This is a genomic window from Allobosea robiniae (genome assembly GCF_900102525.1).
GTDB lineage: Bacteria > Pseudomonadota > Alphaproteobacteria > Rhizobiales > Beijerinckiaceae > Allobosea > Allobosea robiniae.
Genome location: NZ_FNBZ01000001.1, coordinates 1,092,248 through 1,105,843, shown reverse-complemented (window position 1 = coordinate 1,105,843; position 13,596 = coordinate 1,092,248). Strand labels below are relative to the sequence as shown.

The following is a 13,596-nucleotide window of genomic DNA, read 5'->3' as shown; positions in this document are numbered from 1 at the left end:
TCACGATCCCCCTCTGGAGTGGCGGATAACAAGAAGCTGGAGCCTGAAGTCGTCCCATGTCCTTCGTCGTGTCTTATCAGGGTGAGCCCGGAGCCTTCTCCTCGCAGGCGGCCCTTCAGGTGTTTCCGGACTGCGAGCTTCTGCCCTGTGCCACCTTCGAGGACGCGCTCTCGGCCGTCAGCGACGGCAAGGCACGCTACGGCATGATCCCGATCGACAACTCGATCGCCGGCCGCGTCGCCGATATCCATCATTTGCTGCCGCGTTCGGGGCTGCACATCATCGGCGAGCATTTCCTGCCGATCCGCTTTCACCTGATGGGCGTGAAGGGCGCGACGCTCGCGACGATCCAGACGGTCCAGAGCCATATCCACGCGCTCGGCCAGTGCCGGAAGATTATCCGCAAGCTCGGCCTCAAGGCCGAGGTCGCCGCCGACACCGCGGGCTCCGCCCGGCAGGTCGCCGAGGCCGGCGATCTCACGCGCGCGGCCATCGCGCCGCGCATCGCGGCGGAGGTCTATGGCCTCGATATCCTGATGGAGGATATCGAGGACGAGAAGCACAACACCACCCGCTTCGTCGTGCTCTCGAAATACCCGGAATATGCGCGCCAGGGCGGGGCCAAGACGGTGACCACGCTGATGTTCCGCGTCCGCAACATTCCGGCCGCGCTCTACAAGGCGATGGGCGGTTTCGCCACCAACGGCGTCAACATGACGAAGCTCGAAAGCTACATGGTCGACGGCCATTTCTCGGCGACGATGTTCTATGCCGATGTCGAGGGCCATCCCGACGACCCGGCGCTGCGGCGCGCGCTCGACGAGCTCTCCTATTTCTCCAAGGAGATGAAGATCATGGGCGTCTATGCCGCCAACGACTTCCGCTCGACGATCGAGGAAGCCGGCGAGTAGCCGCTTGTGAACAAGCGACGGCTGTTCGCTGCGCAGGAAGACCGCCTCAGTCCTTGAGGCCGTCTTCGATGATCTCCCGCGCCGCAACGAATGCGGCGGAGTGCTCCGGCGCCGCCCCCTGCTGCTCTTCGAGCAGGAGAAGGGCGGCCTCGTAGATTTCCCGGATGTCGTGGGGCGCCAGGACCCCCTTGTGGAGCAGGCAGCGCAGCAGCGCCGCCGTGGTCGTCGCGGCGACCAACTGGCCGGCCGCCGCCGCATTCGATGCCGTGATGCGCATGGCCGCTCACTGCGCCGACGGCTGGAGCGCTTCCGGCACCTCGTAGCCTGCCGCCGTATAGCTGTTGATCTTGTTGCGCAGCGTGCGGATGGCGATGCCGAGGAGGTTGGCAGCGTGGGTGCGGTTGCCGCCGGTTTCGCGCAGGGTGGCGAGAATCAGATCACGTTCGACATCGGCAACGGGCAGGCCGACGAGCTGCTCCATGATGGTCTGCTCAGGGTCGAGCTCGTGCATGGTCGCGGTCCTTTCCGAGCCCCCAAAAGCCCCGGTGGACAGCGCAAGGGGACGCCCTTCACGGTTAAGGAATGGTAAAAGGTCCCGCTAGATCCGCTCGCCGTCCAGTGCCCAGGCCCGCACCAGCGTGTTGGCGATGGCGATATGCTGCGGGCAGGCGAGCCCGTCGGGATGCTTGCCGTCCAGCATCTGCAGCACCTCTTCACGGGGGAACCAGCGGCCTTCCTCAAGCTCGGTCATGTCGAGCGTGATCTCGTCGCCGAGCGCCTCTGCGATGCAGCCCATCATGATCGAGGAGGGGAAGGGCCAGGGCTGCGAGGCGAGGTAACGGACGGCGCCAACCTTCAAGCCGGCCTCCTCCCAGCTCTCGCGCCTGACCGCGTCCTCGATCGTCTCGCCCGGTTCGACGAAGCCGGCGATGCAGGAATACATGCCCGGTGCGAACCGGGCCTGGCGCGCCAGCAGGCAGGCATCGCCACGCGTCACCAGCATGATCACGACCGGATCGGTGCGCGGGAAATGCATCGCGCCGCAGGCCGTGCATTCACGCCGCCAGCCCGAGGCGCCGGCGACGGTCGGCCCGCCACATTGCGCGCAGAAGCGATGGCGGGCATGCCAGTCGAGCACGGCCTTGGCCTCGCCGAGCGGCCCGACCTCGTCTTCCGGCACGATGCGCTTCAGCGCGACCGAGCGCAGGTCGGTGACGAACAGCTCGGCCCGCTCCTTCAGCGGCTCGGCCAGGGCCTTGTCGAGCAGGCGTCCGAAGCGGGGCGTCCCGTCCTCGGCCGTACCCATGAAGATTTCCTCGGCCGCCGGGCCGAGCATCTCGGTCTCGCCATGGCTGAACCAGACCGTGAGCGCCTCGCCGTCGAGGCGCTTCAGGATCGGCGTCTCGCCGGCGACCACGGCAATCCGTGTGTCCGAGCGGTGGCGCAAGGCCGTCACCGCATTGGGCTGGTTGCGCAGGTCTTCGCGCCGGTCGAGCCGGTTGATCGCGAAACCGGTGAAGGAGGAGCGTTCGCGGCGGGGCAGGGCATCGTTCATGGTCAGGGTCTAGACCCGCGACGCCTTGCCGCGCAAGCGCGTCTCACGCCTGTCCGCGTCCGCGCAGAAGATGGATGATGCCGGAGAAATCCGTGCCACCCTCGCCCCAGGCATTGTGCAGCCCGAAGAGCTGCGCCGCCGCCGCGCCAAGCGGGGTCGAGGCGCCCGCAGCCTGCGCCGCTTCCTGCGACAGTTTCAGGTCCTTCAGCATCAGCGCCGAGGCGAAGCCCGGCTTGTACTCGTTATTGGCGGGGGAGGTCGGCACCGGCCCCGGCACCGGGCAATAGGTCGTCAGTGACCAGCACTGGCCGGACGAGGTCGAGGCGACGTCGAATAGCGCCTGATGCGACAGGCCGAGCTTTTCGGCCAGCACGAAGGCCTCGGAAACGCCGATCATCGAGATGCCCAGGATCATGTTGTTGCAGATCTTGGCCGCCTGGCCGTTGCCGCCGCCGCCGCAATGCACGATCCGCCGCCCCATTTTGGCAAGGATCGGCTCGCCCTGGGCGAAGGCATCCTCGGTGCCGCCGACCATGAAGGTCAGCGTCGCGCCCTTGGCGCCGCCGGTGCCGCCCGAGACCGGGGCATCGAGTGAAAGACAGCCGCGCTCGGCCGCCAGCGCATGCGCCTTGCGGGCGCTTTCGACATCGATCGTCGAGGAATCGATCAGGAGCGTGCCGGGCTTCACCGCCGGGAGGATATCGGCCCAGACGCTCAGCACATGCTTGCCCGCCGGCAGCATGGTCACGACGACCTCTGCATCGGCCACGGCGTCCTTCGCCGAGCCGGCGATGCCAACGCCCAGTTCAGCGGCGGCGTCCTTCGAGGCCTGCACGAGATCGAAGGCTTTGACGGCGTGCCCGGCCTTGACGAGGTTCCCGGCCATCGGGCCGCCCATATTGCCGAGGCCGATGAAGGCGATGTTGGTCATGGTCGTATCCTCTCGTCGTTTTTGTCGTCGCTCTTGGTGTCATTCCGGGCTGCGCGAAGAGCAGACGCGGGATCATCATCAGAGAAAGGTGCTGTCTCGTCTTGTCATCCCAGGTCGCCGTTCGGCGGTCGGGATGACGCCTCCGGCGTCAATTCCCCTTGGACCGGCCGACCAGCCCGCGTGCCACGATCATCCGCATCACCTCGTTGGTGCCCTCGAGGATCTGGTGGACGCGCAGGTCGCGGACGATCTTCTCGATGCCGTAATCGGCGAGATAGCCGTAGCCGCCATGGATTTGCAGGGCGTGGTTGGCGACCTCGAAGCCGGTATCGGTGGCGATGCGCTTGGCCATGGCGCAGAGCTTGGTCGCATCCGGCGTCTTGGCGTCGAGCGCCGCCGCCGCGCGCCAGAGCAGGCTGCGGGCCGCCTCCAGCTCGGTCGCCATGTCGGCGAGCTTGAACTGCAAGGCCTGGAAATCGGCGATGGCCGAGCCGAAAGCCTTGCGTTCCTTGGCATAGGCCAGCGATCGGTCGAGCGCGCCCTGCGCCCCACCGAGCGAGCAGGCGCCGATATTGAGCCGCCCGCCATCGAGCCCGGCCATGGCGATCTTGAAACCGATGCCTTCCGGGCCGAGGCGGTTCGTCACGGGCACGCGGCAGTTCTCGAAGATCACGGCGCGCGTCGGCTGGGCGTTCCAGCCCATTTTCTTCTCGTTGGCGCCGAAGGAGAGGCCGGGCGTGTCCTTCTCGACGACGATGGTCGAGATGCCCCCGGGGCCGGCCTCGCCGGTGCGCGCCATCACGACATAGATGTCGGAGACGCCGGCGCCGGAGATGAACTGCTTCTGCCCGTCGAGAACGTAATGGTCGCCGTCCAGCACCGCCTTCGTCTTGAGCGCAGCAGCGTCCGAGCCGGCGCCGGGCTCGGTCAGGCAATAGCTCGCCAGATGCTCCATCGTGCAGAGCTTCGGCAGGAAGCGCTGGCGCTGCTCGTCCGAACCGTAGCGGTCGATCATCCAGGCGCACATGTTGTGGATCGAGATATAGGCCGCGACCGTCGGGCAGCCGGTCGAGAGCGCCTCGAAGATCAAGGCTGCGTCGAGACGCGAGAGGCCGGAGCCGCCGACATCGTCGCGGATATAGATGCCGCCCATGCCGAGCGCGGCTGCGGCGCGCATTTCCTCGACCGGGAAATGCTTCTCCTCGTCCCAGCGCGCGGCATGGGGCGCCAATGTCTCGGCGGCGAAGTCCTGCGCCATGTCGCGGATCGCGATCTGGTCCTCGGTCAGGGAAAACGGGCTCAAGGCTGGCGCTCCTGGGGCTTGAGGGCGGCGGGCCGCGGCTTCGCGGCCTGAGGGGGGTTGGGCTGCGGATAGGCCCCGTCATAGGGCTGGGCACGGCCGCGATGCGGCGACCGGGCCGCGTCGAGGGCGACGAAATCCTCGGGTCCGGCAGCTTCTCCGGCCTTCCCGACGAAGACGCGCGGTCCCTTGTCGGTCACCACCACATCGCCATAGGCGAGATCGCTGCCGAGGAAGGTTTCGACCGTCACGGGCGCAGGAGTTGGCGGCGGCAGGCTCGCCGCGCGTTCCCGCCGCTGCCGGCTATCCTCGATCAATCCTTCGACATAGCTCCGGCTCCGCTCCCGGGCGGCCTCGACCCGCTCCTGCCAGAGCCGGCGGCAGCGGGCGAGCTCCACTTCGCCGAGGTGCGCGTTCTCGGATGCGCCCGGCTCGCAGAGCGCATCCTCGGACGAGGATGTGGCGTCGGGCGAGGGGCCGGTCGCGAGGGCCGGCCCCATACCGCAGAGGAGGACGAGCGACGATGCGATGATGCGCAGCGGTCGCTCCATGGCCTCCTCCGTCGGTGGCGCCTCAGTTCATCGTCGGGATGACGAAGCTCGCACCATCCTTGATACCGCTCGGCCAGCGCGCCGTCACCGTCTTGGTCTTGGTGTAGAAGCGGATCGCGTCCGGGCCGTGCTGGTTGAGGTCACCGAAGGCGGAGCGCTTCCAGCCGCCGAAGGTGTAATAGGCCAGCGGAACCGGGATCGGCAGGTTGATGCCGACCATGCCGACCTGGACCTTCGAGGCGAAGTCGCGTGCCGCATCGCCATCGCGGGTGAAGATCGCGGTGCCGTTGCCGTATTCGTTGTCGTTGGTCAGCTTCAGCGCCTCGTCATAGGTCTCGGCGCGCACCACCGAGAGCACCGGTCCGAAGATCTCGTCCTTGTAGATGCTCATGTCCTTGGTGACGTTGTCGAACAGGCAGCCGCCGACATAGAAGCCGTTCTCGTAGCCCTGCATCTTGAAGTCGCGCCCGTCGACCAGGAGCTTGGCGCCTTCCTTCACGCCGATATCGACATAGGACTTGATCTTCTCCATCGCCGCCTTGGTCACGACCGGGCCGTAATCGGCGCTGGTATCGGTCGAGGGGCCGATCTTCAGGCTTTCGACGCGCGGGATCAGGCGCTTGACCAGTTCGTCGGCGGTGGCCTTGCCGACCGGGACGGCGACCGAGATCGCCATGCAGCGCTCGCCGGCCGAGCCGTAGCCCGCGCCGATCAGCGCATCGACGGTCTGGTCCATGTCAGCGTCCGGCATGATGATCATGTGGTTCTTGGCGCCGCCGAAGCACTGCACGCGCTTACCGGCCGCGCAGCCGCGGGCGTAGATGTATTCCGCGATCGGGGTCGAGCCGACGAAGCCCACGGCCTTGATCTCGGGATGGTCGAGGATGGCGTCGACCGCTTCCTTGTCGCCGTTGACGACGTTGAGGATGCCGGGAGGGCCGCCGGCCTCGATGAAGAGCTCGGCGAAGCGCATCGGCACGCCCGGGTCGCGCTCGGAGGGCTTCAGGATGAAGGCATTGCCGCAGGCGATGGCGGGGCCGAGCTTCCAGAGCGGGATCATCGCCGGGAAGTTGAACGGGGTGATGCCGGCGACGACGCCGAGCGGCTGGCGCATCGAATAGATGTCGATGCCGGGGCCGGCGCCGTCGGTGAACTCGCCCTTCATCAGGCCCGGGATGCCGAGCGAATACTCCAGGACCTCGACGCCGCGCTGGATGTCGCCCTTGGCATCGGGAATGGTCTTGCCGTGCTCGCGGGCGAGCAGCTCGGCGAGCGCGTCGTTGTTCTGCGCGATCAGGTCGATGAACTTCATCAGCACGCGGGCGCGGCGCTGCGGATTGACGGCGGCCCATTTCGGCTGCGCCTCGGCGGCGTTCCGCACGGCGGCGTCGAGCTCGGCCGTCGAGGCCAGCGCCACCTTGCCGATGATCGTGCCGTCCATCGGCTGGTAGATGTCGGCCGTGCGACCCGACGTGCCCGCGGCATGCTTGCCGCCGATGAAATGTCCAACCTGACGCATGGCGCCCTCCCTACGAACTGATGGTGCGATGATCCCGCATCCTCCCTACCATTCTCGTTTATGCACGGCTATAGCGAGAGTGAAACGTCGGCCGTGCGAAAACACAAATACGGGGAGAGGACCTTGGAGCGCTTCGACTGGGACGACCTCCGCTTTTTCCTTGCCGTCGCGCGTTCCGGGCGCCTGACCGCGGCGGCGCGCCGCCTCGGTGCCGATCATGCCACCGTCTCGCGCCGCATCACCTCGCTGGAGGAGGCGCTGAAGGCCAAGCTCTTCGAGCGCCGCCCGCAGGGCTACATGTTGACCGCTCACGGTGAGCGCCTGCTCGCCAAGGCGGAAAGCATGGAAACCGAGGCGCTCGCGATCCAGAGCGATATCGGCGGCGCCGACATGGCGCTGTCGGGCACCGTCAGGATCGGCGCGCCGGATGGTCTCGGCACCTCGTTCCTCGCGCCTCGCCTGGCCCTGTTCGCGAAATCCTATCCGGGCCTCGAGATCCAGCTCATCGCCATGCCGCGTTTGCTCTCGCTGTCGAAGCGGGAGGCCGATGTCGCGATCACGCTGGCCCCGCCCAAGGAAGGCAAGGTCGTCGCCCGCAAGCTCTCAGACTACCGCCTCGGGCTTTACGCCTCGCCGGAATACCTCGCCGCGATGCCGCCGGTGACCAAGCCGGAGGATCTCTTCGAGCATCGCATCATCGGCTATATCGACGACCTGATCTTCTCGCCCGAGCTCGACTATCTCGACGAGGTCGCCAAGGGCCTGCGCGCCCATGTCCAGAGCTCGAGCGTCATCGCCCAGATGAATGCCGTCGCCGCCGGTGCCGGCATTGGCGTGATCCATCACTTCATGGCGGAAGGAGAGAAGCGGCTCGTGCCCGTCCTGCCCGAGACGGTCTCGATCACGCGCTCCTTCTGGCTCCTGGTCCATGCCGACCTGAAGGATGTCGCGCGAGTTCGCGCCATCGTCGACTTCGTCGTCCGCGAGGTGAAGGCGTCACGTGCCCTGCTGATGGGCGAGCACAGGCCCGAGTCGCGCATCGCAGCGGAATAGCCTCAGGCGGCAGCGGTGCGGACCTTGTCGCGCCCGTCCTGCTTGGCTGTGTAGAGCGCCTGGTCGGCCAGCCCGAGGGCAGCTTCGAGCGCATCGCCGGGGCCGATTGAAGCGACGCCGATCGAGACCGTGAGCGGCAGGATTTCTCCCTCGATGGTCAGCGGCGCGCCGGCGAGGGCCGTCCGGATGCCTTCGCACAGGCGCTCGGCCTCGGCGAGATCGGCACCCGGGAAGATGATGGCGAATTCCTCGCCGCCGATGCGGGCGAGCAGGTTGAAGCCGCGCTCGGCCATGATGCTCAGCGTCCTCGCAACCGCCGTCAGCGCCTGGTCGCCACCGTCATGGCCGTAGCGGTCGTTGAGCCGCTTGAAATGGTCGATGTCGAGAATAGCGATCGAGACCGGGAGGTCCATATCGCGCGCTTCGCCGACGAGCTGCCGGCCACGGGCGAAGAAATGGCGGCGGTTGAACAGGCCGGTGAGGAAATCGCGCGCTGCAAGGTCCTGCAATTGCCTGAGCTGGTCGAGGACCTCGACATTGGAGGCGATGCGGCATTGCAGCTCCTCCAGCACGAACGGGCGCGAGACGAAATCATGCGCGCCGGCCTTGAGGAACCCCGCTGAAGTCTGCCGGTCGGTCGAGGAGGAAATGCCGAGGACGCGCACGTTCGGATGGCGGCGGCGGATGCGCCGGGCCAGTTCGAAGCCATCCATGTCGGGCATGTAGTAGTCGCTGACGACGAGCTGGATGTCGGGATTGCTCTCCAGCATCGCCAGCGCCTCCTGCCCGGAGCCGGCCTCGACCACGGCATATTGCTGGATCGACAGCATCCGGGCGAGCACCTTGCGGGTGGTGCGGGTATCGTCGACGACGAGGATGCGGGTGTTGCGGTTGTTCAGCGCCCGCTTGACCGTGCCGACAATGTTGGGAAGTGCGAATTCATTGTCCTTCAGGACGTAGTCGATCACCTCCCGCTCCATGATCCGCCCGCGCGTGGCGAGATCGAAGGTGGCGGTGAAGACGACCGAGGGGATGCCGTGGGTCACGGTCCAGTCGAGCGCCTCGCCGCGCGGAGCATCCGGCAGGTTGAGGTCGACCACGGCGATCGCGTAGGCGCCGGGCGCCGCGACGATGAGGTCGCTGACCTCCTTCAGCGATGCGCAGGTCGTGACGGGCAGTCCGGTCTCGGCCTGGAGAAGTTGCCGCAGCGCCAGCGAGAAGGTTCGTGAATCCTCGATGACGAGAATCTGGCGATCGTCCGGCACGGGCTCCGGCCTGGCCTGTAATGTCTGATGGGCACCCATGCTCCATCTAGGGCGCCCCCAAGTTTAATTTTCCGTCACATCTGTTGGGACAACGGCTGCTCTTTGATGACCTGCACGGAGAGGCTTCAGATCCGCCAGGGCAGGATATTGTGCTGCCGGTAGCGCCCGATCAGGTCGAGCGCCAGCATCACGACGAGGATGACGACGCAGGCACTGATCGCGACGGCCGCCGCCTCGCCGGCAAGCCCGGCCTCCTTCAGGCTGAACAGCACGACGCCGAGTGTCTCGGTGCCCGAGGACCAGAGCAGGGCCGACACCGTCAACTCGTTGAAGGCGACGAGGAAGACCATCAGCGCCGAGACGGCGGCAGCCGGCGCCAGGATCGGCGCGACGATGAAGCGCAGCATCTGCGGGAGATTGGCGCCGTCGAGCTTCGCGGCATCCTCGTGATGCGCTTCGATCTGGGCCATGGCCGCGACCGGCGCCTTCAGCGCCAGCGGCAGGAAGCGGGCGAGATAGGCGAAGAGGATGATGAAGGGCGTGCCGTAGATGCTGACGCCGATCAGCGGCAACGGCTTCAGGAAGATCAGGATGCAGGCGATGGCCAGGACGATGCCCGGCAGCGCATAGGGCAGTTCGATCATCAGCTCGACGGCGCGACGGAACCTGCCGAGCCGCCTTTCCAGCCCATAGGCGAAAACGATGGCAAGGATAGCGAGGATCAGCGCGGCGCTGCCGGCGAAGATCAGCGAGTTGCGGAAGGCGCGCATGGTCACCGCCTGCCGGAACAGAACTTCCGTGAACTTGTCGAAGGTCAGTGTCTGCCAGGAGAGGGGCACGCCCAAGGCCGGGGTCAGCGCCTCGCTGAGCAGGGCGAGCAGCGGCAAGCCGAGCTTGAGAGCGAGCAGCAGCCAGAGCCCAGCAGCGACAAAGGGCCGGGCCGGGCCGAGCAGCCAATAGGGCTCCAGAGACCGCTCGATCTCGACCTTGCCACGCTGGTTGCGGGCGGCGAGCGCGGCGGCGACGATGCCGAGCGCCGCGACCACGCCGACCAGCACCGCGAGCGCGGCCGTCTCGCCGAGGCTCGACGGGCCGAAGCTCGACAGCCGGCGGTAGATCAGCGTTGGCAGCGTCAGGTAGTTCACGGGCAGGCCGAGCAGGGCCGGAATACCGAAATTGCCGACGCCTGCGACGAAGGCGATCAGCCCGGCGGCGATGATCTGCGGTCGCAGCACCGGGATGACGATCCGCGTGGTGATCGTGGCAGGCGTGGCGCCCTCCATCTGCGCGGCTTCGACCAGCGATTGCGGGATGCTGCGCAGGCCGGTCCAGAGCGTGATCGCGACGAGCGGCGCGTGGTGCAGGGCCATGACCAGGATGATGCCGCCGCGCCCGAGCAGCGGGTTCGGGGTGCCCGGCGGCGGCGCGAGCCCGATCAGCGAGAGGATTGGCGAGTTCGGCGCGAGCAGGCTCAGGAAAGCGAGCGCCGCCACCTGCGGCGCGATCATCATCGAGAAGACGAAGGCGAAGGCGAGGGGGCGCTTGCCCCTGACATCGGTGACGCCGAGCGCCAGCGCGACGATGCCGCCGACAAGGAGCGCGCCGAGCGCCGAGAGCGAGGCCGTTTCCAGCGTATGCCAGGTTGCGGTCATCGCTGCGCGGCTTGCCATCTCGACGAAGGCTTCGCCCGGCGCGAACTGCCAGCCGGGGGCGAACGCCGCAGCGGCCAGCCTGAAGAAGGGCAGGCCGCCGAGCAGCAGTGCGACCGCGACGACAAGCGCAGGCAGGCTCCAGCCTTCCGGCAGGCGCAAACGTGGAGCCGGCGGGGCCGCGATCACGGGCTCCCGCCGGATGTTTCGGGCAAGGGCCAGCGTCACGGCGCTGGCCACCACGGCAGCAAAGCCGTCATCACTCGAAGATCGAGCCGAAGCGCTTGCGGGCGGCGGTCTCTTCAGCGAGCGCCTTGGCCGCGTCGAAGGCCATCAGCTTGATCGCGCTGCGGGCGGGATAGCCGGCCGGCAGGGCGACGTCGGGATGGGCGGCGACATAGCCCTGCTTCAGCGCCAGCTCCTGGCCTTCCTTGGAGAGCAGGAAATCGATGAAGGCCTTGGCGGCTTCCGGGTTCCTGGTGGTCTTCAGGATCGCGACCGGCTCGCTGACGGCGGAGACGCCCTCGCTCGGGAAGACGAACTCGACCGGCGCGCCCTTGGCCTTCTCGCGGATCGGCATGAAGTCGACGATCATGCCGTAGAGCTTCTCGCCGGTGGCGACCTGGCGCAGGATGTCGCCATTGGCGCCGGCGGCGAGCGTGCCGTTCTCCTTGAGTTTCTCGTAGAAGCCCCAGCCGTCCCCCAGGTTGCTGGTGAGGGTGATCGTGTGGATCAGCGCGGCGCCGGAGTTCAGCGGGCTCGGCATGGCCAGCTGATTCTTCGCCTCCGGCTTGATGAGGTCCGTCCAGCTCGCGGGCTTCATCGCGGCCTTGGTGTTGTAGACGATGCCGGTGGTGATCAGCTTGGTCGCGAACCACATCTTCTGCGGGTCGTGGATGCCGGCCGGATAGGCGGCTAAATCGGCCTTGTCATGGGCGAGCAGGCGGCCGTCCTTCTTGAGACCTTCCATGGTCACGGCATCGGCGATGAGCAGCACGTCGGCCTGCGGGGCGCCGGCCTCGAACTCGGCCTTGAGCTTCGCCATCACGCGCGGCGTGCCGTCGCGGACGAAGGAGATTTCGACCTTCGGATATTTCGCCTTGAAGGCGTCGATCGTCTGCTGGGCGTCGGTATTGGGCTGGCTGGTATAGAGCACCAGCTTGCCTTCGATGGCGAAAGCCTGCGGCGCGGCCGCGAGGCTGGCCGCGATGATGAAGGCGCTCAGGGCCTTGCGCTGCATGTCAAACTCCATCTCTTGATCGCGTCTGCGAGATGGCGCTGCCGGTAGTCCCGGCAGATGACAGTTCCATGAAACGGTCCCCGGTTTCCACGCCGCGGACCAGTTGCGCACTCTGGAATTAGAAATACTATTTAGCGGGACTCGCCCGGCTTGTTTCGGGCGGGGCTTTTCGATTAGGGTCGCGGCAAGACGACTAAGGTCGCTTTAAAACGGTTTAAATGGGAGGATATCGGATGAAGCTTGTACGGCATTTCGCCATGGGAACGGCTGTCGCGGCAGTCGTAGCGGGCTGGTCCGGCGCCGCGATGGCGCAGGAGACGCTGACGGCCTGGTTCACCAAGGGCTTCTACAAGGGAGAGGACGACGCGCTGCTGGCGGTCGTCGACAAATTCCAGAAGGCGACGGGCGTCAAGGTCGAGCTCTCGCTCTACGCGACCGAGGACTGCGTCACGAAATCGGTCGGCGCGGTCGATGCCGGCACGCCCCCGGATGTCGGCTTCTGCACGACCTATGATTTCCGCACCACCGGCAAATGGGCCTATGACGGCAAGCTCGAGGACGTCTCGGACGTGATCGAGCCGATGAAGGCCGAGTTCCAGCCGATGGCGGTCTCGACCACCTTCCTGATGAACGGCAAGACCGGCAAGAAGTCATACTATGCCTTCCCGGTCGAGCAGCAGATGATGCACATCACCTACTGGAAGGACATGCTCGAGGAGGCCGGCTTCAAGGAGGCCGACATCCCGAAGACCTGGAACGGCTACTGGGACTTCTGGTGCGACAAGGTCCAGGGCGCGCTGCGCGCCAAGGGCAAGCGCGTCTATGGCATCGGCCACCCGATGGGCATCGCGGCGTCCGACACCTTCTATTCGTTCCTGACCTTCGCCAACGCCTATAACGCCCAGGTCGTCGACGAGAACGGCAAGATCGTGCTCGACCAGCCCGCCAACAAGAAGGCGATGGTCGAGGCGGTGAAGTCCTACGCCAACATCTTCCAGCGCGGCTGCACGCCGCCCTCCTCGGTAAACTGGCTCGACCCCGACAACAACGTCGCCTTCCACAATCGCACCACCGTCGCCACGCACAACGCCACGATCTCGATCGCCGGCAAGCACATGGACGACATGAGCAATCAGGCTCTCACGGCCGAGCAGCGGGCGACAGCCAAGAAGAACTACGAGGACAACATCCGCACCGCCGAGTTCCCGCTCAAGGCGGACGGCAGCAAGATGACCAACCTCGCCGCCGTGAAGACCGCGGTGATCTTCGCCGATGCCAAGAACAAGAAGCGCGCCAAGGAGTTCATGGTCTTCTTCATGAAGGACGAGAACCTGCGGCCCTTCGTCGAAGGCTCGGCCGGGCGCTGGGTGCCGACGACGCTGAAGGCGATCGAGGCGCCGTTCTGGTCGGATGGCAAGGATCCGCATCGCGCGGTCGTCTACAAGCAGTACAAGGACGGCACCGTGCCGTTCCAGTTCGTCTACAACTATAATTTCACGACCGTGAATGCCGAGAACGTCTGGGCCAAGGCGGTGAACCGCGTCGTCCAGGACAAGATCCCGGCCGAGCAGGCCGTGGACGAGATGATCGCACGCATCAAGCAGATCGCCGGCTGAGCATCG

General features: G+C 66.5%; 13 protein-coding genes. 3 read left to right on the top strand and 10 right to left on the bottom strand.

Features of this window, described 5'->3' with window-relative positions:
• Positions 1-56: 56 nt before the first annotated feature.
• Complete coding sequence (locus BLQ70_RS05070; RefSeq protein WP_061965246.1) at positions 57-911, top strand: prephenate dehydratase; 855 nt, start codon at positions 57-59, stop codon at positions 909-911.
• A 46-nt stretch (positions 912-957) separates the two neighbouring features.
• On the opposite strand, the gene BLQ70_RS05065 is transcribed toward BLQ70_RS05070, so the two are convergent.
• The 7 genes from BLQ70_RS05065 to BLQ70_RS05035 form a co-directional block, all read right to left on the bottom strand.
• Positions 958-1,188 carry a hypothetical protein gene (locus BLQ70_RS05065; protein ID WP_091856033.1) on the bottom strand — a complete coding sequence of 77 codons (231 nt, stop codon included), beginning with the start codon at positions 1,186-1,188 and terminating at the stop codon, positions 958-960.
• A 6-nt stretch (positions 1,189-1,194) separates the two neighbouring features.
• A complete protein-coding gene (locus tag BLQ70_RS05060; protein ID WP_061965241.1) occupies positions 1,195-1,422 on the bottom strand; it encodes a helix-turn-helix domain-containing protein in 228 nt (75 codons plus the stop codon).
• Between the two features lie 87 nt (positions 1,423-1,509).
• A complete protein-coding gene (gene nudC, locus BLQ70_RS05055; protein ID WP_091856032.1) occupies positions 1,510-2,466 on the bottom strand; it encodes an NAD(+) diphosphatase in 957 nt (318 codons plus the stop codon).
• A gap of 43 nt (positions 2,467-2,509) precedes the next feature.
• Entirely contained in the window at positions 2,510-3,397 is an 888-nt protein-coding gene (mmsB, locus tag BLQ70_RS05050) for a 3-hydroxyisobutyrate dehydrogenase (protein ID WP_061965237.1), read from the bottom strand.
• Between the two features lie 148 nt (positions 3,398-3,545).
• Entirely contained in the window at positions 3,546-4,700 is a 1,155-nt protein-coding gene (locus BLQ70_RS05045) for an isobutyryl-CoA dehydrogenase (protein ID WP_170843314.1), read from the bottom strand.
• Positions 4,697-5,248: a hypothetical protein gene (locus tag BLQ70_RS05040; protein ID WP_091856031.1), complete on the bottom strand. Its 552-nt coding sequence runs from the start codon at positions 5,246-5,248 to the stop codon at positions 4,697-4,699. Before BLQ70_RS05040 ends, BLQ70_RS05045 begins: the two co-directional genes overlap by 4 nt.
• A 22-nt stretch (positions 5,249-5,270) precedes the next feature.
• Complete coding sequence (locus tag BLQ70_RS05035; RefSeq protein WP_061965233.1) at positions 5,271-6,767, bottom strand: CoA-acylating methylmalonate-semialdehyde dehydrogenase; 1,497 nt, start codon at positions 6,765-6,767, stop codon at positions 5,271-5,273.
• Between the two features lie 123 nt (positions 6,768-6,890).
• Here BLQ70_RS05035 and BLQ70_RS05030 point away from each other — a divergent pair, with 123 nt between their 5' ends.
• Positions 6,891-7,820 carry a LysR family transcriptional regulator gene (locus BLQ70_RS05030; RefSeq protein ID WP_091856030.1) on the top strand — a complete coding sequence of 310 codons (930 nt, stop codon included), beginning with the start codon at positions 6,891-6,893 and terminating at the stop codon, positions 7,818-7,820.
• Between the two features lie 2 nt (positions 7,821-7,822).
• Here BLQ70_RS05030 and BLQ70_RS05025 read toward each other — a convergent pair whose 3' ends face one another.
• The 3 genes from BLQ70_RS05025 to BLQ70_RS05015 form a co-directional block, all read right to left on the bottom strand.
• Positions 7,823-9,124, bottom strand: coding sequence for a GGDEF domain-containing response regulator (locus BLQ70_RS05025; RefSeq protein ID WP_091856029.1), 1,302 nt, complete (start codon positions 9,122-9,124; stop codon positions 7,823-7,825).
• A gap of 86 nt (positions 9,125-9,210) precedes the next feature.
• Positions 9,211-10,977: an ABC transporter permease gene (locus BLQ70_RS05020; protein WP_244511902.1), complete on the bottom strand. Its 1,767-nt coding sequence runs from the start codon at positions 10,975-10,977 to the stop codon at positions 9,211-9,213.
• Between the two features lie 16 nt (positions 10,978-10,993).
• Positions 10,994-11,974 (bottom strand): ABC transporter substrate-binding protein, encoded by a 981-nt coding sequence (locus BLQ70_RS05015; RefSeq protein WP_091856183.1) that lies wholly within the window; start codon positions 11,972-11,974, stop codon positions 10,994-10,996.
• A gap of 233 nt (positions 11,975-12,207) precedes the next feature.
• Here BLQ70_RS05015 and BLQ70_RS05010 point away from each other — a divergent pair, with 233 nt between their 5' ends.
• Positions 12,208-13,590, top strand: a complete 1,383-nt coding sequence (locus tag BLQ70_RS05010) for an ABC transporter substrate-binding protein (protein WP_091856028.1) — start codon at positions 12,208-12,210, stop codon at positions 13,588-13,590.
• Positions 13,591-13,596: the final 6 nt, after the last annotated feature.

What these genes read in the sequence shown, in the direction of transcription:
- BLQ70_RS05035 (WP_061965233.1), bottom strand. Translation starts at nt 6,767, where the DNA reads ATGCGTCAGGTTGGACATTTCATCGGCGGCAAGCATGCCGCGGGCACG.
- BLQ70_RS05040 (WP_091856031.1), bottom strand. Translation starts at nt 5,248, where the DNA reads ATGGAGCGACCGCTGCGCATCATCGCATCGTCGCTCGTCCTCCTCTGC.
- BLQ70_RS05060 (WP_061965241.1), bottom strand. Translation starts at nt 1,422, where the DNA reads ATGCACGAGCTCGACCCTGAGCAGACCATCATGGAGCAGCTCGTCGGC.
- BLQ70_RS05025 (WP_091856029.1), bottom strand. Translation starts at nt 9,124, where the DNA reads ATGGGTGCCCATCAGACATTACAGGCCAGGCCGGAGCCCGTGCCGGAC.
- nudC (WP_091856032.1), bottom strand. Translation starts at nt 2,466, where the DNA reads ATGAACGATGCCCTGCCCCGCCGCGAACGCTCCTCCTTCACCGGTTTC.
- mmsB (WP_061965237.1), bottom strand. Translation starts at nt 3,397, where the DNA reads ATGACCAACATCGCCTTCATCGGCCTCGGCAATATGGGCGGCCCGATG.
- BLQ70_RS05015 (WP_091856183.1), bottom strand. Translation starts at nt 11,974, where the DNA reads ATGCAGCGCAAGGCCCTGAGCGCCTTCATCATCGCGGCCAGCCTCGCG.
- BLQ70_RS05070 (WP_061965246.1), top strand. Translation starts at nt 57, where the DNA reads ATGTCCTTCGTCGTGTCTTATCAGGGTGAGCCCGGAGCCTTCTCCTCG.
- BLQ70_RS05010 (WP_091856028.1), top strand. Translation starts at nt 12,208, where the DNA reads ATGAAGCTTGTACGGCATTTCGCCATGGGAACGGCTGTCGCGGCAGTC.
- BLQ70_RS05065 (WP_091856033.1), bottom strand. Translation starts at nt 1,188, where the DNA reads ATGCGCATCACGGCATCGAATGCGGCGGCGGCCGGCCAGTTGGTCGCC.